General features: G+C 45.7%; 18 protein-coding genes and 1 other RNA gene. 10 read left to right on the top strand and 9 right to left on the bottom strand.

Annotated features, from left to right (window positions below; translation table 11 throughout):
- The first annotated feature begins 157 nt into the window (after positions 1–157).
- Positions 158–649 (top strand): SsrA-binding protein SmpB, encoded by a 492-nt coding sequence (gene smpB / locus KO537_RS06485; RefSeq protein ID WP_006080832.1) that lies wholly within the window; start codon positions 158–160, stop codon positions 647–649.
- A 71-nt stretch (positions 650–720) separates the two neighbouring features.
- Positions 721–1,076: a transfer-messenger RNA gene (gene ssrA / locus KO537_RS06480) on the top strand.
- 170 nt (positions 1,077–1,246) lie between these two features.
- On the opposite strand, the gene KO537_RS06475 is transcribed toward ssrA, so the two are convergent.
- Both KO537_RS06475 and KO537_RS06470 read right to left on the bottom strand, forming a co-directional pair.
- Positions 1,247–2,485 carry a DEAD/DEAH box helicase gene (locus tag KO537_RS06475; RefSeq protein ID WP_219234075.1) on the bottom strand — a complete coding sequence of 413 codons (1,239 nt, stop codon included), beginning with the start codon at positions 2,483–2,485 and terminating at the stop codon, positions 1,247–1,249.
- Between the two features lie 99 nt (positions 2,486–2,584).
- Complete coding sequence (locus tag KO537_RS06470) at positions 2,585–5,305, bottom strand: bifunctional diguanylate cyclase/phosphodiesterase (RefSeq protein ID WP_219234074.1); 2,721 nt, start codon at positions 5,303–5,305, stop codon at positions 2,585–2,587.
- A gap of 519 nt (positions 5,306–5,824) precedes the next feature.
- Between KO537_RS06470 and KO537_RS06465 the strand changes: the two genes are divergently transcribed.
- Positions 5,825–8,242: an ATP-binding protein gene (locus KO537_RS06465; protein ID WP_131523009.1), complete on the top strand. Its 2,418-nt coding sequence runs from the start codon at positions 5,825–5,827 to the stop codon at positions 8,240–8,242.
- A 72-nt stretch (positions 8,243–8,314) separates the two neighbouring features.
- Here KO537_RS06465 and KO537_RS06460 read toward each other — a convergent pair whose 3' ends face one another.
- Positions 8,315–9,382 (bottom strand): alkene reductase, encoded by a 1,068-nt coding sequence (locus KO537_RS06460; protein WP_219234073.1) that lies wholly within the window; start codon positions 9,380–9,382, stop codon positions 8,315–8,317.
- Positions 9,383–9,515: 133 nt separating this feature from the next.
- On the opposite strand from KO537_RS06460, the gene KO537_RS06455 reads away from it, so the two are divergent.
- On the top strand, positions 9,516–10,097 hold the full coding sequence (locus KO537_RS06455; protein ID WP_219234072.1) for a TetR/AcrR family transcriptional regulator: 582 nt from the start codon (positions 9,516–9,518) through the stop codon (positions 10,095–10,097).
- A 176-nt stretch (positions 10,098–10,273) separates the two neighbouring features.
- Here the strand turns inward: KO537_RS06455 and KO537_RS06450 are convergent, their stop codons facing one another.
- Positions 10,274–10,498, bottom strand: a complete 225-nt coding sequence (locus tag KO537_RS06450; RefSeq protein WP_028760777.1) for a TIGR02922 family protein — start codon at positions 10,496–10,498, stop codon at positions 10,274–10,276.
- Between the two features lie 332 nt (positions 10,499–10,830).
- Positions 10,831–12,399: a methyl-accepting chemotaxis protein gene (locus tag KO537_RS06445; protein ID WP_219234071.1), complete on the bottom strand. Its 1,569-nt coding sequence runs from the start codon at positions 12,397–12,399 to the stop codon at positions 10,831–10,833.
- Positions 12,400–12,834: 435 nt separating this feature from the next.
- On the opposite strand from KO537_RS06445, the gene KO537_RS06440 reads away from it, so the two are divergent.
- Positions 12,835–13,557 (top strand): YebC/PmpR family DNA-binding transcriptional regulator, encoded by a 723-nt coding sequence (locus KO537_RS06440; protein WP_028760779.1) that lies wholly within the window; start codon positions 12,835–12,837, stop codon positions 13,555–13,557.
- Between the two features lie 65 nt (positions 13,558–13,622).
- On the opposite strand, the gene KO537_RS06435 is transcribed toward KO537_RS06440, so the two are convergent.
- Positions 13,623–15,287, bottom strand: coding sequence for a carotenoid oxygenase family protein (locus tag KO537_RS06435; RefSeq protein ID WP_219234070.1), 1,665 nt, complete (start codon positions 15,285–15,287; stop codon positions 13,623–13,625).
- Positions 15,288–15,301: 14 nt separating this feature from the next.
- Entirely contained in the window at positions 15,302–15,811 is a 510-nt protein-coding gene (locus tag KO537_RS06430; RefSeq protein ID WP_219234069.1) for a DUF2141 domain-containing protein, read from the bottom strand.
- Positions 15,812–15,994: 183 nt separating this feature from the next.
- Here KO537_RS06430 and KO537_RS06425 point away from each other — a divergent pair, with 183 nt between their 5' ends.
- Positions 15,995–17,158: a histidine kinase gene (locus KO537_RS06425; RefSeq protein ID WP_219234068.1), complete on the top strand. Its 1,164-nt coding sequence runs from the start codon at positions 15,995–15,997 to the stop codon at positions 17,156–17,158.
- A 29-nt stretch (positions 17,159–17,187) separates the two neighbouring features.
- Positions 17,188–17,838: a response regulator transcription factor gene (locus KO537_RS06420; RefSeq protein WP_219234067.1), complete on the top strand. Its 651-nt coding sequence runs from the start codon at positions 17,188–17,190 to the stop codon at positions 17,836–17,838.
- Positions 17,839–17,931: 93 nt separating this feature from the next.
- On the opposite strand, the gene raiA is transcribed toward KO537_RS06420, so the two are convergent.
- The gene (gene raiA, locus KO537_RS06415) at positions 17,932–18,288 is read right to left on the bottom strand and encodes a ribosome-associated translation inhibitor RaiA (protein WP_028760784.1); all 357 of its coding nucleotides are present in this window, start codon (positions 18,286–18,288) and stop codon (positions 17,932–17,934) included.
- 248 nt (positions 18,289–18,536) lie between these two features.
- On the bottom strand, positions 18,537–20,105 hold the full coding sequence (locus KO537_RS06410) for a PAS domain-containing methyl-accepting chemotaxis protein (protein WP_173497036.1): 1,569 nt from the start codon (positions 20,103–20,105) through the stop codon (positions 18,537–18,539).
- A gap of 428 nt (positions 20,106–20,533) precedes the next feature.
- Here KO537_RS06410 and KO537_RS06405 point away from each other — a divergent pair, with 428 nt between their 5' ends.
- The 3 genes from KO537_RS06405 to KO537_RS06395 are packed head-to-tail and all read left to right on the top strand — an operon-like array spanning position 20,534 to position 22,927.
- Positions 20,534–20,908, top strand: coding sequence for a DUF3649 domain-containing protein (locus KO537_RS06405; protein WP_131523016.1), 375 nt, complete (start codon positions 20,534–20,536; stop codon positions 20,906–20,908).
- Position 20,909: 1 nt separating this feature from the next.
- The gene (locus tag KO537_RS06400) at positions 20,910–22,580 is read left to right on the top strand and encodes a PepSY-associated TM helix domain-containing protein (protein ID WP_173246078.1); all 1,671 of its coding nucleotides are present in this window, start codon (positions 20,910–20,912) and stop codon (positions 22,578–22,580) included.
- The gene (locus KO537_RS06395; RefSeq protein WP_113940646.1) at positions 22,577–22,927 is read left to right on the top strand and encodes a DUF3325 domain-containing protein; all 351 of its coding nucleotides are present in this window, start codon (positions 22,577–22,579) and stop codon (positions 22,925–22,927) included. The genes KO537_RS06400 and KO537_RS06395 overlap by 4 nt, the downstream gene beginning before the upstream one ends.
- Positions 22,928–22,975 lie beyond the last annotated feature (48 nt).

The following is a 22,975-nucleotide window of genomic DNA, read 5'->3' as shown; positions in this document are numbered from 1 at the left end:
GATACGTAAAAAACACACCCCTTGTGCACTTAGGCTGATACTTAACACCCTAATCACGTTCAAAAAACCAGCAACAACACGATAGAGGCTTGAAATTAACTAAATAAACCCTTATATCAATACCAAATTGATTCACCGTGCGTATAATGGCGCCACTATGGTAAAGAAAAATTCAAGCAAAGCCGCGCCTGCGACTATCGCACGTAATAAGCGCGCAACCTTCGAATACCGTTTCGAAGAGAAAATGGAAGCCGGCCTATCCCTTATGGGATGGGAAGTGAAATCTATCCGTATGGGTAAGGTCAACTTGTCCGACTGTTACGTATTCCTGAAAAATGGCGAAGCCTTTATGCATGGCTGCACCATTATTCCCTTGAATACGGCATCGACACACGTTGTCTGCGATCCCCTACGCTTGAAAAAGCTGCTACTCAGCCGTAAAGAGCTAGATAAACTAGCGGGCTTAGTTGAGCGCCAAGGCTACTCTATTATTCCTATCTCAATGTACTGGCGTAAAGGTGCATGGGTAAAAGTGGAAATTGGCCTAGGTAAAGGTAAGAAAGATCACGATAAGCGCGAAGATACTAAAGCGCGTGAATGGGAAGTTGAAAAAGCCCGCGTGATGAAAAAAGAAAAAACGCACGGATAATGAACAAACGATTGAACTTGAAGCAAATGATGCTAGGTGATCATAGTGCTACGGGTTACAATCAAATTCTTGGGGGCGATTCTGGATTCGACAGGATTCACGAAACCCTGGGAGCATGCCGAGGGGCGGTTGGCCTCGTAAAAAGCCGCACAGTTATAGTTGCAAACGACGATAACTACGCTCTAGCAGCTTAGGCTAGCTAGCCATCTGACACAGGTCTCTCAAATGGGCGGTGTATACAGATGGTCATCTTACATTTGATAGTGAGGGAACTCCGTCCGGGGGTGAACCGCGAAATAGTACCGGACTCGCCCGATGAAATCCTGTCTTTCGGAGTTTATTCGGGTTAATTAAAAGAGAGACTAAGCATGTAGTGCCTTGGATGTAGGTGTTCTGGACGCGGGTTCAAGTCCCGCCGCCTCCACCAATTTTACCAGAAGGGCTTAACCGCAAGGTTAAGCCCTTTTTGTTTGGTGTTCAAATGATTGCTAACGATTCAAATGCGGCGGCGGGAACTGAACTGGCATCAATAAATGAATCATGTCACTTGATCTAATCTCTATTAGATTCAGCCATTCAGACGCCGCACCTAAAAACCTACCTTTTCCCCTTTCCACCCAAAGCCCGTTTCTTCGCTCTTTGCTTCTGAGCCGCTTTGCCGTTACGTCTAGGTTCGGTATCCATCTTATTAAAGTCGGGTTCGAAGCCTAGTAACCATTGTTGTGGTAGACGCTTGTCGAGCACAACTTCAACTTCTTCCAATAATAGGGCGTCCTCTTGACTAAAGAGGGTGATGGCAAGCCCTGCACTACCCGCTCGACCTGTGCGACCAATACGATGAATATAATCTTCGGCAATAAAGGGTAGCTCAAAGTTGATCACATATTTTAGCTCGACGATATCTAAGCCTCTGGCGGCGACATCCGTTGCCACTAGCACTTGAATCTTACCTTGTTTAAATTCCTGCAAAACTTTCTCGCGCGCGCCTTGGGACAAGTCACCGTGAAACGCCTGAGTGATAATATCGGCTTTATTGAGTTGCTGAACCAGTTTATCGACACCTTGCTTTGTGCGGCTAAAAATCAGCACTTGATGCCAGTTTTTACTGCGTACCAGATGGCTGACGAGTTCGGTTTTACGGTCGGCGTCGACGGCATAAACCACTTGTTCAATTTCGGCCGCGGTCGTGTTGCGCTTGGCAACTTCAATCAACTTAGGATCGCGCAGTAAAGCTTTACTTAAGCTGAAGATAGCGGCATCTAAGGTGGCAGAAAATAACAGGGTTTGTCTGTCACTCGGCACTTGCTTGAGCACGGCTTGAATTTCATCCATAAAGCCCATGTCGAGCATACGGTCGGCTTCATCAAACACAAGCATGCTCAATTGCTTAAGATTTAATGCACCTTGCCTAAGGTGGTCGAGTAAGCGACCCGGAGTTGCGATTAACACATCAATCCCTGCATTAAACACGGCGACCTGCGCATCGATACTCACGCCGCCGTAGGCGATGCCGATACGAATATCAGTCCCTTTTGCGTACTTAACAAAACTCTGCTGTACCTGCACCGCCAGCTCACGTGTCGGCACTAAGACTAATCCGCGTACGGGTCTCACAGCCGTTAACTCTTGCGAAGGGCTGAGTGTCATCAAATGATGCAAGATAGGCAAGGCGAACGCAGCGGTTTTGCCTGTACCCGTTTGGGCGCCAGCCATTACATCCCGTTTAGCTAAGATGGCAGGGATCGCTTCTAACTGGATTGGCGTTGGCGATTCATAGCCAAGAACCGCTAAGGTATTCGCCAACGTGGAGTTTAAGGATAAGGCACTAAAAGACATTGCGGTTAATCACTGATAATAATGGCCAGAATTTTAGCAGACACAAACCCAAGCGACTAGCGGCATAGCGCTAGTCCTATTGCTATATGCAAACTTGTTTTACGATAAAAATGCGTCGAGATCTGCAGCTAGTTGCGGACGACTAAAGAGATAACCTTGGGCTTGATCGCACTGGTTTTGTTGCAGAAAATCAGCTTGCTCTTTAGTTTCAACCCCTTCGGCGATAATTTCCAGCTTCAACGCATGTCCAAGTGCAATCACAGCCTTAGCGATAGCGGTATTGTTGGTATCGAAGGGAATGTCTCGCACAAAAGACTGATCAATTTTCAATTTATGAATAGGCAGTTTTTTCAAATAGTTGAGCGATGAATAGCCAGTGCCAAAATCATCAACCGATAATTCGATACCTAGATCGCCAAGTCGCTTTAAGTCACGGATAGCAAGATCAGGATTCTGCATCATCACACTTTCGGTCACTTCAAGCTCTAAATGCTTGGCGGGCAAACCCGTTTCAGCTAAGACACGTTTCACATCATCCACAAAGGAACTGCGCTGTAACTGTTGTCCTGCCACGTTCACGGCAATGCGGCCAAAGTGTTTGCCTTCACTAAGCCAACGCATGCCCTGGCGGCAAGCGGTTTCTAACACCCATAAACCTATCTCATGAATAAGACCAATTTTTTCTGCCACAGGTATAAATACCGCGGGCGAAATCAAACCCAGTTGAGGATCGTGCCAACGCAGTAGCGCTTCAAATCCCACGGTTTGTCGAGTCACTAAATCAAGTTTTGGCTGGTACATTAAGTACAAAGCATTTTGCTCAATCGCGCCATAGAGGGCACTTTGCAGCTTAAGATGCTCAAAAGACTGTTGAGTTAAGGACTCTGTATAAAAAGCATAATTATTGCGGCCATCATTTTTGGCGCGATACATGGCCGCATCGGCGTTACGCAGTAAAGTGTCCGCATCGGTTCCATCATTTGGATACAAAGAAACGCCCATACTCGCCGTTAAACGTAAGTGGTCGCCCGTGCTCACAATAAAAGGTTGCTCAAACACTTGGCGCAATTGATTTATGGCAACTGCGGCATCGGCACTATTGTCAATCCCTGAAATCAATGCCACAAACTCATCGCCACCAATCCGTGATAACACATCCTGATCGCCTACTTGGCTGCGTAAACGCTTGGCAAACTCAACTAACATTTCATCGCCTATACTGTGGCCAAAACTGTCGTTGATATGCTTGAACAGATCGACATCAATCATCACAGTCGCTAATTGCAAATTCAGCCGCTTAGCTTGTCGCACTTCTTGCTTAAGCTGCATCATGAACTTCATGCGATTGGGCAAATGCGTTAGCGGGTCAAAATACGCTAAGTGCGTGAGTTGCGCTTCATTCTCTTTCTGGGCTGAAATATCGGCAAACACAGCGACAAAATAACGCACATCTCCAACGTCATCATAAATAGTGCTTATGGTGATATTTTGCGGAAAAATCGTGCCGTTCTTACGCCGATTCCAAATTTCGCCGTTCCATTTACCTTGAGTAAACAAGGTATTCCAGAGTTTATCGAAAAAATCTTTATCATGCCGACCCGAACTAAAAATCCGAGGATTCTGGCCGAGTAACTCTTCCCTCACATAACCTGTGATCTCAAAAAATGCACCGTTAACGTCGGTAATATTGCCATGCCGGTCGGTCACAACCACACCTTCAACCGAGTTTTTAAACACATTGGTCGCCAATGTCAGTTGTTCTTCAACGGCTTTATGCTTGGAAATGTTGCGAGTCATACCGATAACGCCCACGAGCTCACCCAGGGCATTGAGTGTTGGGAGTTTTAGCGTTTCTAGCCAAAGATGATTTTTAGCTTCACTGCCATCTAAACACTCAGCGACAATGATAGGCGTACCAGACTCGATAGCGAGCCTATCACCCTCTAGAAAAATCTCTGCAATATCAGCACCAAAGAGTTCAACATCGGATTTACCAACAATCTCACTGCGGGGCATTTCCCACGCATTCTCAACACTACGATTGCAAAGAGTGTAAATGCCTGCGGCATTTTTCATCCAAATATGTTCGTCAAAACTATCGATAAAAGTTTGTAAATCGACCGTATCGACACGACTCGGTGAACCTCGGCTTAATGTTTCAGCCGCATTATGTTGGCTCAATATCTCGCCTAACTGGTGTTGAATGCTATCGCTGATAAGCTTAGCGAGTTGTAACGTTTTTGAATCTACACCTTGAGCCTTGTTGTGATAGAAGCATAAAAAGCCAAAATTTGCCCCAGATGGCCAAGCGAGAGACAAACAAATCACGCTCCCGATTGCACTACAAGTGTGCCAATCTGAGTGCTGCCGAGTATCCATAATTAACAGAGGCTCACGTACCTGCTCAGTTAGCTGTGATACAGATAATGCAGCCGTGATTTGATGACTGCCTAATCGGGGCAATGCTGAAATCGGCTCACTCAAGCTGGACAACTTAGCATTGCTTATCGGGGGAGTCGTAGGTTTATCAATAATATCAAAGGGATTAGGAACGATTTCAGATGGTGTGACCATTGACGGCATCGCAACGGACTGACTTATAACAGGCTGGGTGTTAGCCAAATGATTGCCACTTAGGTGGCTGAGTATTGCCTGTATTTCACTTTCAGCCGCAGAGTCTGAACTTAACATGCTGCTAAGTTCACCCGCAGCATTCCATGCTAATAACATTGCTTTACTGCTTGATATCTCAGCGACTAAATTTAAGTCACTCAACCAGTTATCCAGCTGTTGCTGCGTAATAGGTACATCTATCATCATCTTGCCAACTCAGATCTCGTTACTGCTCAATCGGCCTACGGCGAGAATACCGTAAGGCCTTAAACACATGCCCAATATTGCTACAGAGGGAAAACGTTAACCAAGCAGTAAAATCTCATAAAATTTTACGTTTAACATCAAATCAATACATCTCAATTGGCACTAAGGTTGGATCTAAAACTTACTCCATCATATCCACCTTTTAGGATGGTAGAGGTCAAACCATAAAAATTCACACTAACTTACTCACACTCAGCAGACTGCTTGCACGGGTAAATCCAACTAACATTGCATTTGCTACTTTAGCACAAAATTTTAGTGTCAGTATCGCGATAAGTTTATTGAGTAACAATTAGTTAGACTTAATCAATTAAGTCTTCCCCCGATAATTCAGCACTTTCTTAGCGAGAGAAAACCATCCCTAAAGACATATATCAGCAATAACAGAGTTTTGATTGACAAAAATGCTATCTTATTGTCTACAATGGAAATAATAAGGCTGAAAAACCAAGGATATTTATGCCCACTGACGTCGTATCAAGCCAAGCTACCCTGCTCAACAGTAAACAATTATATCGCATTTGCGAACTCGACCAATTAAGCACAGATTGCCAATCGACAGCAGAACTCACACCTCTCAATGATATTGTCGGCCAAGAACGCGCCCAGCAAGCGGTAGAGTTTGCAATGGGAATTAAAGAAAAGGGTTACAACATCTACGCCATAGGTCAGAACGGCCTCGGCAAACGGACCATGATGCTGCGTTACCTAAGCCGTCACGAGCCAAACGACCATACCCTGTACGATTGGTGCTATGTGGTTAATTTCGATGATACCCGTTGCCCTAAAGTGCTGAAACTGAGTGCAGGGACTGGGCTTGAATTTAAAAAAGCCGTCGAAAAGTTGATGCTTAAACTTGTCAAAGCTATGCCTTTAGCCTTTGATAATGAAATGTATTATGCCCGCACCGAAAAGCTCAAAAGCCAATTATCACAGAAACAAGAAGTCGCACTCACTGAATTAACCGAAGAAGCAAAACAAAAAGGCATCAGCCTCAGTTTAACCATGCAGGGCGACTATCAAATGGTAGCGCTCAATGGTGAAGAACCCCATGACGAAGCTTCATTCGAAGCATTGACAGAGACTGAACGTAGTCAATTTGAAAGTAATATCAATGGCCTAGAAGTTAAACTGCGCGGTATTATTCGCCAAATCACTGAATGGGAAGAAGAATTCAGCGACAAGCAGCAAGAGCATGACGAACAAGTCGCCAAAGAAGTATTAATCCATTTTATTAAGCCACTCAAAGATAAGTTCAAGCACCAGCCCGAAGCGCGGACTTTCTTAACCGGTATGCAGGCGGATATCTTAGACAATTTAGATATCTTTTTAGAAGAAAGTGAAGAACAACTGGGCCTAGCCTATGCTTCCCTTGAAAAGAAAATGCCCCGCCGCTACCAAGTTAACGTTTTGGTCGCTCAAGGGACTCAAAAATTCCCTATTGTCGTAGAAGAAAGCCCAAGTTATCACAGCCTATTTGGCTATGTGGAAAATGCTACCTTCAGGGGGACAGTGTTCACCGACTTCTCACTTATCCGCTCAGGCAGTCTGCACAAAGCTAACGGCGGCGTGTTATTGATGGATGCGGTAAAAGTGTTAGAACGCCCTTACGTGTGGGACGGGTTAAAACGCGCCCTGCGTTCACGCAAACTGGATTTAAGCTCACTCGAGCGGGAAGTGTCACTGTCGGGCACTATTTCATTAGCGCCTGAGCCTATCCCCTTAGATGTGAAAATTATTCTGTTTGGCGATCATGAAACTTATCAGCTGTTACAGCACTATGATCCTGACTTCAGTGAGTTATTCCGCGTTACCGCCGATTTTGAAGATGTGATGGACAGAACCTCAACTTCTGAGGCGCACTATGCCCGCTTTATTTCGAGCATAGTTCACGACAACAACATGCTGCACTGCGACCGCGCCGCCATAGCGCGCATCATTGAATACAGCTCGCGGGAAGCCGAAGACCAACAAAAACTGTCGCTACACTCGGCCAATATTGCCAACCTACTGCGGGAATCAAACTACTGCGCTAAATCGGCAGGCAGTCAGCAAATTTTAGTGCCGCACGTTGAGCAAGCACTGCGAAATCAAGAGCAAAGAGTCTCGCGTCTTCACGACAACATAATGCAAAGCTTTACCAACGGCACGACCTTGATTAGCACTCAGGGCAAAGTGGTTGGGCAAATCAATGCCTTATCCGTCATCTCGACCTCAGATCATCAGTTTGGTATGCCCAATCGCATCACAGCAACCACAGCCTTTGGTAAGGGTGAAGTGATGGATATCGAGCACAGAGTCAAACTTGGAGGCCGGATCCATTCTAAGGGCGTGTTGATCTTAACCGCTTATTTAGCCTCAGTTTTAGGTAAGACGGCGCAAATCCCGCTCACCACTTACCTCACCTTTGAGCAATCATACAGCGGTGTGGACGGTGACAGCGCGTCAATGGCCGAATGCTGCGCCATTATCTCGGCTATTAGCGAGCAAGCAATTAGGCAAGATATTGCCATCACAGGTTCGATGAACCAATTTGGTGAGGCTCAGCCCATTGGCGGCGTGAATGAAAAAATTGAAGGCTTCTTCGATGTCTGCAAAATAAAAGGCCGTACGCCGGAGCAAGGGGTGATTATTCCTGCCTCGAACATGGCCAACCTTATGCTGCGCAAAGACATTGTCGATGCAGTGGCACAGGGGGAATTCCATATTTGGGCTATTACCCATGTGACTCAAGCCATGGAGTTACTGCTCGGTAAAACCGCAGGAAGTTTGCCGCAAACGGCCGCACCTAGCCAAGGGCAATATTCTCCCGAGAGCATTTTCGGCATCGCTCAGCAAAAACTCACAGCACTCAGATCTTTAGTTAAAACGGATTAAATAAAAACGAGAGAGACAAACGAAAAGGGTTAGCACATGCTAACCCTTTCTTTATAAAGCTATTAAGCGAAATTACACTAAGCTTGCTAGCATTTCGTCGCTGTAAGGAACCAGTTCAACGCCATCACGAACGCGAGCAACATAGTCAGGATTGGCAATGAATGGGCGACCAATAGCAATCAAATCAAACTTATTCGCCGCAATCGCTTCACAGGCGGTTTCAGCGCTGTAGCTTCCAACTCCCACTAAGGTTTTGCCATAGTGGGCGCGCACATAGCTTGAAGCTCTGCCACCAAGATAATCGAATTCCATGCTGTCATCGAAAATCCCAATATGCACAAAAGCGATATCGCGGGATTCCAGCTCAGGCAAGAAGTAATCGAATACTTCGCGGTCACGACTATCTGCCGCCATATTGAAATAAGCCCCTGGAGAAATCCGTAAACCGGTTCTGTCTTTGCCGATACGAGCCACAACAGCATCGACAACCTCAAGCGCAAAACGGGACATATTGGCAGGTGTTCCACCGTATTCATCGGTGCGGCGATTGCTGTCATAGTGTAAGAAGGTATCAATTAAATAACCATTTGCACCGTGGATTTCGACGCCATCGAACCCCGCTTCAATAGCATTTTCCGCCGCTTTGGCGTAATCACGCACTAGGCCTTGAATATCCTCAAGTGTGGCAGGTTTTGGCGTGACATAAGTCAGTTCGCGCATTCTTGGCACGCTGCCTTCAATCTTCTGCGCTGATGCCGCAAGCACATCACCACCACCGAAAAAGTGTGGATGAGCGACGCGGCCCGTATGCCATAACTGCACAAAAATCTTACCGCCATTGGCATGTACCGCATCGGTCACTTTACGCCAGCCAGCAATTTGCGCTTGAGTAAAAATACCAGGGGTATTTGGATAACCTTGAGCATCGGGACGAATAATCGTCGCCTCTGTGATGATCAAACCCGCTTCGGCACGGCGTGCATAATAGGCGACCATATCATCGGTCGGCACTAAATCGGCATCCGCCATACAACGGGTTAAAGGTGCCATTAAAATACGATTATTTAAGGTAATAGTGTCATTAAGTGAGTAGGTATCGAACAGATTTACCAATGAATTTGGCGTGGTTTGTGTGGTCATTTTCTCAGTTCCATTCTTGAATATGCATTCAAGATATTATTATTTGAACGATCATTCAAGTTCATTTTTGAATGTTTATTCAAATTTAGGTAGAATCTGGCCTAAGCGTTTCTATACAAGTGAATTAAATTCGATGCGTAATGCAGAGTTCGACCGAGAACAGGTACTTCGCGGCGCTATGGCCGCCTTCATGCACAAGGGTTACACCAAAACGAGCATGCAAGCTCTTACTCAAGCCACGGGATTACATCCGGGGTCGATTTACTGTGCCTTCACCAATAAACGCGGATTATTAATCGCGGCCATTGAGCAATATCAACTCGACAGAAACGAGCAATTCAACAATCTATTCGGCAATGGCGAGAATGTGCTGACTAATTTGAAAACCTACTTAGATCATCTCGTTATTGAATGTCTGAGTTGCGATAGCGCCCAAGCTTGCTTACTGACAAAAGCGTTAAATGAAATTGCAGAGCAAGATGTTGAGATCCGGGACATCATCAATCAGTATCTACAATCTTGGCAGCAAGCACTCACGCTACAATTTGCCACTGCAACGTTGCAAGGACTCCTCCAAGGCGATCGCAGCAGCGAGCAAAGAGCCCAATATTTAATGATGGGAATTTATGGTTTAAGAACCTTCGCCCACACCCATCCTAATGCCGAAACCTTACAGTACCTTGCAGACCAATTATTGGCAGCAGTCTGCCATTAAAGTGCGTTAATTTGTGGGACAGTAAATATCTGAATGACTAACCGAATATGATTAGGCGAACAAGCGCTAACATTAATAGAAATAGATGGATTGAATAGAATTTTTGCAGAAGATGTCGGGACGATAATTTAGCAAAGCGAATTATTCGTCCCAAGAATGACGATTAGTTTAAAATGTTAACCTATATTAGCTTGAGCGAACACTCTCTCACCTAATGAATTCAATATCTTACACTCACCTTCAAGTACAGCAATGATAGATTTTCCCTTGCGGAAACTTGCAGGTATCATCACACGCCCAGCTTCACTCACTGGCAAATTACCTAATACGGCGTTGTGCATAATTAACCCTACGGGCGCATCATAATATAAAACAGTTACAGTCGCTTGATTTGCTTGCATCACATTTAACTCACATTAAGCAGCATCTACTGCGTTATATTTACGTCGCAAGAGAGCTCCCTGTCCTCAACATTTTAAAATATCCAGAAAGATATTTTAAACATTTTAAATCAATTACTTAAGGTCTTATTCAAATTTTATGATTTTTTATTGGATACAATACTATCTTATACTGTACACCTTGGGCTATTTAAGCACTTCGGCAAAAAGATGCCAATCTATTTCTATTATGTTAATCAATTACCCACCATTGATCACATATAAGACACAAATAAAGATGCGTTTTTATGCATTTTTTAGAGTAAATAACCTAAATTTGAGTTATCAGTAATCTACTTAGCTTTAAATCCCACTCGAAATCCGCCCCAATGTTTACCGTTTACAAAAATGGGCACCGACAAGTCGTGCATCACTTCGCCCGTATCGCGTTTATAAGTTTGCAATAGCACAGGTTCAGTATGGGCGCCGCAACGGATCCCTGTCGGATCATTAAACAAGCGTTTGGTTCGATTGTGCACCATATCAACCTCAACTTTGCCTGTCAGTGCTTGGCTAAAGCGTTTATTATGGGTCGGAAAATAACCTTTCCTATCAACGGCTCCCGCATAAATAATTTCGCTGTGTTTTGCCAGAATGGGCTCTTGAATTGTTGGAAAATGCTGATCGGTATAACGATCGAAAGCCGTGCTGTATTTCTGCGGCTGAGTATTGGTAATAGGTTGGTATTTAGGATTAAACAAATCAGCCTCGCTAAAACTGCCACTGGCTAAACCTTGTGCTAACTTGTCACCGCACGCTTTAGCTGCAACATTCGCCAATTGCAGAACCTGCTGATCGAAGGTTTGTGTATCCCATTTAGACAGCGCTTTAAAAATACCCTCAGTGGTCAAGGATAAAGTAAAGGCCTGCTCGGATACGCTATGACTCTGTTTACCCGTCGAATTTAACGAGTCACGTATTTGAGTCACCGAGCGGCTAATGTCGTTAGTAGTGTTGTTATATTGTTTGAGTGAATCTTCCATATCACCTAAGGCATGGGCCGATTGGGTCACAGAAGCCGAAATCTCAGTGAAGTGCGCGTCTAACTCGCCCATAGCCGCGACCACATCGGCGGTTTGCGTCACGACTCGCTCCATCAGCCCAGAAGTTTTATCCGTTTCACTGCGGATTTCTAATAGCATTTTGCCAATATCTTGGGTTGCACCCGCGGTTTTACCCGCAAGGCTGCGTACTTCGTCAGCCACTACCGCAAAACCTCGACCCTGCTCTCCCGCACGAGCCGCTTCGATGGCCGCATTTAACGCCAACAGATTAGTTTGCTCGGCAACGGAGTTAATCACTTCGGTAATTTTTTGGATTTCTTCGGCTCTTGATTTAAGCGCCTGCACTTGCTCAGCGGCAGTATCAATATCCGTACTCAGTGAACGAATAGCCGCAACACCTTTCTGAGCTTGACTTCGTCCCTGCACGCTAACGCGCTCAGCCTCTTGAGCTTGGCCTAAAATATCGGCGGCATTATCACCAAGTTGGGCCGTAGTGTGGCTCAATTGCCCTGCAGCAACAGCAATGGCACTGGCATGCTCGCCATTTGATTCAATTGATTTATTCAATAAATCAATAAAATGCGACACCTCAGCCGAACCGATAGCCATTTTGCTGGTTTGCACACTAATGTCGTGGGCGGGAATGCTTTGCTCTTGTAATGCCTTAATGTTTGCCTCATCGGTGTCGAGCTTAGCCTTAGATGCGCGCAAACACACCCACACCACTAAGCCACAGGCAAGAACGCCCAAGATCAACGCCTGCACAATACTCGGAAGATGCAGTCCCTCAAGTAATAAACTCCCTAGAGTGACCAGTATGAAACTGATGAAAATTAAAATTTTGTGCTGTATTTCCATATACTTCCCGTAACTGCGCAAGGTAAAAATGAAAGGGAAATGCTAAGAGTCGAATCATTAGCCTTCGTTCAGTTGGTATCAATTACAGCGGCTATTGCTTACAACTGACGAGGGAGGGCTAACTATGATAGCGCTCAAGATTTATAGTTTTAGTCTATTTCTCTGAATAAGCTAGATAATTTATCTCGCTAAATAAACAAAGTAGAAGTTAGCTATCATCAACAGTCTCACGAGCGTATGGCATTAGACATTAGTATTAATCTATCGCGATATAGTCCTAGCCTATCTAAAAGCGGATCTTCCTTGATAAAACCAACTTTGCCCTGAAATGCGTGCCCCGTCGCCTTCTAGGTAATAAATCACATAGGGACGACTGCACTTATGCCAAGAAAACTGCTAATATCGGCGCAATTTTTTTGAGCTAACGAGATCAAGATGGGCAGAGCATATCAAAACAAGAAAGAATCCATGGCGAAAACAGCCGGTCAAAAAACCCGCATTTATTCACGCTACGGTAAAGAGATTTACGTTGTCGCTAAGCAAGGCGGCGTTGAGCCCGATGGAAACTTATCACTGCGTCGCTTAATTGAACGCGCTAAGAAAGACCAAGTGCCTGCGCATGTTATTGAACGCGCAATTGAAAAAGCCAAAGGCGGCGGTGGTGAAGATTACGATACCGCCCGTTACGAAGGTTTTGGTCCTGGCAACTGCATGGTCATTGTTGACTGCTTAACCGATAACGTAAAACGTACCTTCACCGAAGTGCGTCAAGCCTTCGTGAAAAACGATGCCAAACTCGGCGGCCCTGGTACAGTTGGCCACATGTTTGATCATCAAGCCGTGTTCGTGTTTGCGGGTGATGACGAAGATGCGATTTTAGAACTGCTGATGATGGCTGACGTTGATGTAAGCGATGTTGAGCTGGAAGATGGCTTAATCACAGTTTACGCGCCGCACACTGAGTACTTTAAAGTCAAAACAGCGCTGACCGAAGCGATGCCAGAGGTTAACTTTGAATTTGACAATATCACCTTCGTACCGCAGGACATGACTAAAGTTGAAGGTGAAGATGTCGTTATGTTTGAAAAGTTTATTGCCGCACTTGAAGATTGTGACGACGTACAAAACGTCTATCACAATGCGGAAATTGATGACTAAACGTTTCTTTCGCCTGAAACAAAAACGCAGCCAAGAGCTGCGTTTTTTATTTATAGATCAAAATATTAAGCTTCAATAAAGCAGCCATGAAACCCTAGTGGCAATACCCTGTTCATTTGAGCTGAAGCGATGGGGCCCGCACTGATATCACTGGCACGAAACAAAGACAAACCAGACTGTGCATTATGGTAATCGAGCCAAGTCATCAGTAAATAGGCTTCGTGCTGCTCAGTGGCGGGGATATAGAGCGGCTCTTCGGCAATTTTGCCTTTGCCAAGATAAAACGCGCTATAGCTCGCGTCGCCAAGTGTATCCGCACTGTGCTTGCTGCTGTCTTTTGCATTATGAATACAATACAGAGTGTTACTTAGCCCTGATTCAGATTCGGCTTCTGCTTCATATTTAAAGTTAGAGCTGGAGCCAGAGTTAACAGCTGAATCTGATCTTGCTCCAACGCCAAATAACGGAGCAAACGCCGAAGCCCCACCTGTTTTCTCTGCAAACGCTTTTTCACCGCTAGTTTGTTTCTTACTCATAATGTGCTGCGAAAACTGGGGGAACTCCATCATCACGCCGCTGCGCTTAATACGTGCAGAGAAAGACAAGGTCTCCGCAAACTGCGCTTTGCTAGCTGCTGTGAGTGGTACTGTGAGCGGTACTGTGATAGTCACTAACTCTGCATGGGGTGTCTTAGTTTTACGCTCCCCCGTCAGTAACCCCTTCATCCCTTGGGTTAAAATAGCTGAATTGGGATAGAGGCAAAGCTGCACAGAAAGTTCGTCATTCTTCTCAATGGCTTGACCAAAGTGAAACACAAATCCCGCAGGTAGCAGGTATAACTGGCGCACGCTAAAATCAGCTTTGTCGATGACTAGTAATTGCGATGGCAATTCGGGGCGCCATTTAAAGGCATCAACATAGGTTTCGCCCTCTTCATACACGCAGGATGAAATGTAAAACACCAGCTTATTCTCACTCTGCGCGAAGGCATGTAAGTAACTCGCCTGTGGCAATTCAATCACTTCCATTCTGGCTATGCTGTCATCGGGTGCCACTTGATACACAAGTAATTGCTTCTCACCACCGACATACCAGACGCCAAAATTCCATAGTCCACCTTGTCCATCATCGAGTGGATGGGCGGAAAAGGGTAAACCCTTAAACTTGTCGCCAAAGCTTTTAACACCAAGCGTGGTTAAGGTCTGAGCATCGAGTCGATAGGGTGACCCCGCCTCCCATAAAGCGAGCAACTCGCCGTGGCGCGGCAATAAACTGGTATTGGCCACATTCAAGTCATCGTTATTTCGAATAGGTAAAGCATTGGGGATCACTGTGCCTGCGGTCGTGTACTTAAACGCGCCAGCGGCCTCTTCGACTTTAAACTTCTTTGTTTGGATGAACTTGGCCTGATGCTGAATTTGCCCATTGCTCACACTAAACTGTTGCACCATGCCATCGCCATCGAACCAATGCTGATATGCCTTACCTGCCCGAGACATTTTCGCTGGCCCATTACGATATAGATTCCCACTCAACTGCGCTGGCCACTCACCCGAAACCTGCATAGTCAGTGGCTGATAGTCACCTTCAGCACCACTAAATCCAATCGCCCAAGGCTCACGTGCGACCGTTTGTGCGCTATCCAGCGCCAATAACTTATCCACTGAACTGGCCCAAACAGCGGTCGTCATTAGGACGGCTGAGCCTGCTAGAAATTGACGTCTATCCATGGTGCAGCCCCCTCTTAGCGAATGTGTATAGTGATTTGAGCATCGGCCTGCAAACTAAAGCTGGCGTCTTTAAAGCTCGCAGGTCCAAAACTGCCGGCGTTATTGCTAAAGCCATAGCCTTCACTCGGCACACCTAACATATTGGTATCTAAACTGTGATTGTTGTTTTCATCATGAAAGACCTTTACCGCGTATTGGCCATCGGCGAGATCGCTAAATACCAGCCTATGCTCTGTCTTAGTGACGGGTTTTATCATAGACGCGCTAGGATTATGGCCTGCAGCGTAATCCTCGGCATTGGCATAAAGCTCAACCATCAAGGCGCCGGTTTGTACTTGAATATTATCGATATCGACAGTCAAGGTATGTGCCTGGCTCTCAGCCGACATGCTTCCTGCCGACACACTTCCAGCCGACAAGAGCGAGCAAGCTAAGCCTGCGCCCCAAATCGCTGATAACGCCCTTTTCGTCTTATTAGCTTGGGAAAACTGTGTTTTTGTCATAGCCGAGTTCACGTGTTTCATGTCTTACTCCTGTTATTTGCGCTCATAAGTAACTGCGATGGAGTTAGCTTAAAAAATCACAGGACGAAAAACAGGTGCCAAAAGTCATGAAACAAAATGATAACAACATGACTTTTGGCATAGTGACATCTGGCGGTGATACCCTAGAATGGTCGGCAGAATTGGATTAAGGAATAGACATTCGTGCTAGGAAATCGATTAGCGAAAGAAGAAAACATGTTGATTGCCGCTGGAGTGCTCACTTGGGCATTAGTGGCTTGGGTTGGGATAAATCAAGCCGCATTGCATACATGGCAAGGCATGCTAAATGCCATACTGTATGGGCTGTTTGTAGTGCAATTTATACTGATAGCTACCAATAAAGTTGCGCATAATAATATTCGACTTCGCCGCATAACCACGCTAGTGATGCCGTTGACCGTGATGAGCTTAATGCTCACAGCAAACAACGCATTACTGCCTATCCTCTTCGTCATTTGGGCGTCACTGTTGCCTGAGTTTTTTAGTCGTCGCCAAGCCATTTCACAGCTAGTGTTGGTCAATGTTGTTTATTACCTACTGCAGCAATGGCAATTGCATGAACAAAGCAATGTGTTCAATATTTTGATTTATCTTGGTTTTCAATTCTTTGCCTACAGCAGTAGCCAAGCAAGGCTTTCTGAACGTAAATCACGTTTGATACAAGAACAGCTAAACCAACAGCTTATTGCCACTCGCGCGCTGCTGAGCCAAGCCAGCGAACAGCAAGAAAGATTAAGGATATCACGCGATTTGCACGACATTCTCGGCCACCAACTCACAGCGCTTTCCCTGCAATTGGAAGTACTAAGCCATACAGCGCCAGAGGAGCTCAAACCTCAAGTTAACCAAAGTAAATCCTTAGCTAAAGAGCTACTTGAAAGTATTCGCGCCGTCGTCAGGGCGCAAAGAGTGCAAGTCGGATTGGATTTAGTCCCACCTTTAGAGGCACTGATGACCCGCTTACCCAACGTGACTCTTAACTGCAAAGGGATGAAGCCACTGCAATCAGCCGAACTGACTCAGGCACTACTGTTAGTGCTGCAGGAAGGCATCAGCAACGCCGTTCGTCACGGCAAGGCGAATCAACTGCAATTGAGCATGCAAGACTCCCAAAGCGCGCTGGTATTGCAACTAAGCGACAACGGCATGGGGCTAACACGGGGATCCGCGCGAAACGCATCAGCTAAAAGCGGCACTGGACAGTTCGGTACTGGGCTCAGCGGCATGCAGGAAAGGCTACAACCCTTTAATGGCACCTTGGAGTTAAGGGCAAATGACTCGGCGTCCGGTTGCCAACTCACCCTCACACTCCCTGCACTCGCTTAACTTTTTATTAAAAACGCTTTGGGATCACTATGGATACGCAAAACAACATTATCAGTGTCGGTTTAGTGGAAGATCAGCAATTGGTTCGCCAAGGTATCGCCAGCCTGCTCGCTATTTCCGACAACATTCGCGTGTTATGGCAAGCCGAAGACGGCCAAGATGCACTCAAAAAGCTTGCCTGCAATCCCGTCGATGTACTGCTCAGTGATATCCGTATGCCAAATCTTGATGGTATCGCCATGCTCAAACAGATACGGCAAAGTGCCAATCGCTTACCTGTCATCATGTTAACCACCTTCGATGACAGTGAGTTATTCCTCAATAGTTTACAGGCGGGCGCCAATGGCTTTTTACTCAAGGATGTGTCACTCGACAAGTTACTATGCGCTATAGAAACCGTCGCTAAAGGCGGCTACTTGATTGAGCCTTCGGTGCTCAAACAGATGAGTGAGCCTAAGCCCACACCTAACATTGTGGTAACTAGAAATGAATTATTGTCGGAACGGGAGCGGGAAATTCTCAGTTTTATGGCGGGCGGCTTCTCCAACAAGGAAATCGCCAATGCGGTATTTTTAGCCGAGGGCACAGTGAAGAATCATGTCTCTAACATACTCACTAAACTCGATTGCCGAGACCGTACCCAAGCTGTGCTCAAGGGATTACAACTGGCATTGATTTAACCCATTAGCATTAAACCAAACCCGATTGCCAACAAAAAGGGCCATTTAAGGCCCTTTTTGTGCTCATCTAAAGCGATGAGTTATAGCTAAAACCTAACGAAGATCCATCTCTTGGATAATTTCATGGGCAATAGCTGGCGTTGTACAGCTCGGGGTTTCATGCAAATCCGCTTTTAACTGACCTTTACGGTGCTTAAGTGCTGCATCTAATTTTTTCGATGCTGCTTTGATTGCTGGGTACATAACCTCATCGGTACCTGAAGCAGAAATACGGCTTCCTTCATAATTCGTACGAAGCTCAACCTGATACTCGCCATGCTCTTTCGCAATAATAATGTCCAGTGCGATCAGAGAGGGGAAATGGGTGGCGATTTTTGCAAATTTTTCGTTAACATCTTCTCTAATAGAATCAGTAACATCGACGTGGTGACCAGAAATATTTATTTTCATAGGTTGTCCCTTTTAGTGTCATTACTTTTATTTTTGCTTCACTAATAGAGCTTGGGGCATGCAGGATAAAACACAAGGGTTATTGGCAAATATTTCGGTCAACTCAGGTATTAGCATCTCCTAAATGTGACCTCCATCAAGAAGTCAAAAATAAAACAGCGAGAAAAACATGATTAAGTGATTGATTTATAAACAGGCATTAATAATAAATCAATCACAAAATGCAATACGACATAAGGTAAATACGCTTAATATTTACGTTGCACACTCTGCTGCCAAAACTGTTGGGACAAATGATGCGTCTTGGTCGATAAACGCGACACTTGATCACCCCGCGCCGCCGCATCGAGCGTCTGCTCTAAACTCTGCTGAGCCAAGTCGCTGATCACATGGATAGCTCGGCTAATTTCTGCGGCCACCGAAGTCTGCTGCGTCATCGCCGCCGCATTATCATCACTCAAAGAATTAATTCGCGAAATAGATGAAAGCAACTCGCCAAAAGCCACACTCGCATCTTGCGCTAAGCTTACCGAACGTTTTACCTGTTCCTGCCCTGCCATCATGGTCGAGGTCGCCCTTTGAGTGCTTTCCCTAAAACGGCTAACAATTAACTCGATTTGCGAGGTGGATTGGCTAGTACGGCTCGATAACTGCCTGACCTCATCGGCCACCACGGCAAAACCACGACCACTCTCCCCTGCCCGCGCCGCTTCAATTGCCGCATTTAAGGCTAATAAGTTTGTTTGGTCGGCAATAGCACGTATGACTTCGAGCACTTGGTGAATCGCACGGCTATCTTGTTCAATAGCTTGTACAACATCGGAAAAGTGGCTCACTTGTACACTTAACTGATGTATCGCATCAATAACTGTTTCTAAACGTGAATGACCGCGTTGAGCCGCCTCATGGCTCGACACCATTTCCGAGGCAGTGCGATGAATGTTTCCCGTTACTTCAGCAAAACTGGCACTCATCTGCTCCATCGCAGTCGCAGCTTGCGTGGTTTGTTCACTCTGACTATCGGCGTGCTCCCAAGTGTTTGTAATGGTTTGTTTAAGGCTGACACTTTGTGCTTGGATCTCACTGGCAGAATCAGCCATACGGCCAACAACGCCACCAATTTCAGTGATCAAAAAACGTAGGGCGAGGTCTAATTTACCGATCTCATCTTGGCGGCCGGTGTACACGCCCGTAGCGACGGGATCGTCAATAATGTTAGTTGCCATAGACACAAGCTTTTGCAGCGGCTGCATCAGGTAATACCATGCTAGGCACGCGAGACTCATTCCCACCATCGCGGCAACTATGGGGGAATAACTGGCAATTATCGCCGTAGCCGTAATCGAAACCAACATGGCCAGCAGTATTTTGCCACTGAAACCTAACCTATCTTTACGCAACACTTTAGGTTGCTTGCCCTGATTAATATCACGGTAAATACTCTCAGCGGCTTTAATCTGCTCAGGGGTAGCTTGGCGACGAACAGATTGATACTCATGAACTTTACCATCTTCATACACTGGCGCGACGTAGGCATTCACCCAATAATAGCCGCCCGTTTTGGTGCGATTTTTAACTATCCCCATCCAAGGCTTGCCCTGCTTAATTCGCTCCCAGAGGATCTTAAATGCAGCCGCAGGCATATCTTGATGGCGCACTATGTTATGTGGATTCCCTTGCAACTCAGCAACACTAAACCCACTGATCTGCGAAAAGGTCTGATTCACATATTTAATATTTCCCTTCAGATCCGTCGTTGATAGTAAAATCGCATTATCTGACAGGTGTGTTTCACCATTTGTAGAATTTTTATGCATAGGGTTATCAGGCTAGGTCTCGGTAAAAAAGATAACGCATTCTGCCAAAACCGTCGTCTATCAAAATTGATAAAGCTCACATTGGCAGCATAAAAATTAACCTAATGCTAAACAAGCAGTAACCACTAAACACATATCAACAAATAAAAACAAACAATTGTGACAGAGCGCTCGTTACGCTACATACGTTAAACTCGCCACCCTACACTCGCTAAAGCAGATCAGCTTAAGATCACAAATTCACATTCGAATCTAAATGATATCGTTTATCATTTGAATTAACTAAGTTATACTTCTCGCGGTTAGCTATCTACTGCTATAGAAATGCATTCGTCGTTAAGCCAAAAAGCTCAAGCACACTTTGCAGAATCAACAGTAACGGATAGCCATAACAGACCCATATTGGCTCGAAATGAGAAGTGGCACTTATGTCTAATACACCCGCGTTTGAAACCTCAACGCAATCTTCTACAACTCAAATGCGCTCGTTCTCGCTGATTTCGCGGGGAATTGTGCAATGGTTTAAGCAAGAGCAATCGCAGTTTGCCTTCAAAGTCTTTGCGCGTGCGAGTGCCGCTCTACTGGCGGGTTATGTTGCGGCAGCAACCTTGGCTTGCCTGCTGACATTAGTGCTACCTATGCCGCGCTTTGAAAGCACGATAACAGCCAATATGTTAGCTTTCCTGTTTTATGCCATTGCTATTATTTATGCCTTTTGTGTGCGTAAAACCTGGCATGCGTGGCGAGATTTAGGCTTAGTGAGTTTGTTATGTTTTGGATTGATCAAGGTATGTGGGCAATAAGATGAAAGAGACATTTTTTAGAACTTTATCTTGGCTACATACCTGGGCAGGCTTGCTGGTATGTTGGGTATTATTGTTGATCTTTTTTGCGGGTAGCTTGAGTTATTTTCGCCATGAGATCAGCCTTTGGAATGAACCCGAATTACACAAAGGGGTTTATCAAGACTACCGAGCCGATACACTCGAAAACCAATTAGATAAAGGTCAAAGTTACATAGAAGCGCATTCGCCGGCAACAGCGCAGCGCTGGATGATAGGTTTTCCAACTGAACGAACCCCCTTTCAAAGCGTTAGCTGGCAACTGCCACCAGAAAAAGGTCAGCGTCGTGGCAAGACTGAAGAACATGTAGCCTTAGCAGATGGCAGCGGCATGATCTCTGAAGTGCGTGAGAGTCGCGGCGGTGATTTCTTCTATCGTCTGCACTTTGACTTGCACTATATGTCCGCTATTACAGCGCGTTATATCGTCGGCGTTTGCACTATGTTTATGCTGATCGCCCTTATCAGTGGCATAGTGATCCACAAACGGATCTTCAAAGATTTGTTCAGTTTTAGACGGGATAAAGGCGCTCGCTCTTGGCTAGACGCGCACAATGTGAGCTCTGTCATCGCCCTGCCCTATCATTTGATGATCACTTATACAGGGCTTATTACCCTAATGCTTATCTATATCCCATGGACGGTTAATACCGCCTATTCGGGTGATAACCAAGCTTTTTTAAAAGAACTTAATCCCGCCAGACAAACCGAGAAAGCTGCAGGGATTAGTGCGCCACAGGTGCAACTAAGCCAATTATTACCTCAAGTGAAAGCCGCATGGGGCGATGCGCCAATTAAGCAAGTGATAGTGTCATACCCTAAAGATCAAAATAGCCAAGTGACCTTTTACCAAAACACAGGTAAAGATGTGACCGATGAAGCCAATATTTTGATATTCAACGGGGTAAATGGTGAGCTTAAATATACCAGCCCGCACGAAGCCTCAGGAGCCTCCGCGACTTACGATACTATGATGTCGCTGCACACGGCACGTTTTGCCGCCCCGCTGCTAAGATTTTTATTCTTTTTCTGCGGTTTATTAGGCTGCGCTATGATCGCGACAGGCACTTTGATGTGGGCCATTCGTCTACGTCAAAAACAGCAAAAATTGATCGATAAAGGCGAGAAACCAAGCTTTGGATTACGTTTAGTTGAAGGGTTAAACTTCATGTTTATCTTAGGACTACCCTTAGGCACTGTAGCCTTCTTTTACGCCAATCGTCTCTTATCGACAAGTTTTGCAAGCCGCTCTGAATGGGAAGTTCACAGTTTCTTTCTCGCGTTAGCGGCAATGGGAGTTTGGGCTTTCTTGGGTCGTTCACGTCGCCAGTGGCAAACCGCATTACGACTCACAGGGACCTTGTGCTGTGCGCTGCCCGTGCTCAATGCCTTCACATCACCAAGCAATATCATCGACAATATCCAATCCCACCAATGGGCTTTAGTCGGATTTGACGTGCTCGCAGTGCTACTTGGTGGCGCTATGCTATTTGCCAGTAAAAGAGTGACTTTGATTGCTAAGGCCCCCGCTAAACGCCCAGCAAAAGCAAAAAATGCACGTAGAAGCGAATCCCAAACATCCCTTGCCAGCGACCTTAGTTCGTCATCTTCATTGGAGGAAGCCAAATCATGATGCCAGAATTTATTCCCCTACTTGGGATCTTAGGTTTGAGTTATCTTTCCCTCGCCCTGTTTGCCTTAGCTAAATTTGGTCACTTCAAAGATGTGTTCAATCGTCCACCAGCACAATGGCAAAGTCGTTTGCTAACCTTGTTTGCTTGGTTACTACTAGCATTTAGCTTAAGTGCCTGCGCGAGCGATCAGGGCTGGGCCTACGGGAGCATTTTGTTTATGGGAATAATTTCCCTCGCGGCAATGCTGGTTATCCTAACGTTAAGCTACAGCCCGCGCCATTTACCGATAGGAATCGTCACTGGCAGCGTGCTCACTGGCACTCTATTACTGAGTGCTGGGATCTAATGTCCAGCTAACACTGGCATGGCGATCATGGCTAAGTGAGCACCGCTA

Source organism: Shewanella sp. NKUCC01_JLK, from assembly GCF_019345615.1.
Lineage (GTDB): Bacteria > Pseudomonadota > Gammaproteobacteria > Enterobacterales > Shewanellaceae > Shewanella > Shewanella oncorhynchi.
The sequence above is the reverse complement of the archived record's forward strand: the minus strand, read 5'-3'. Positions and strand labels throughout refer to the sequence as shown.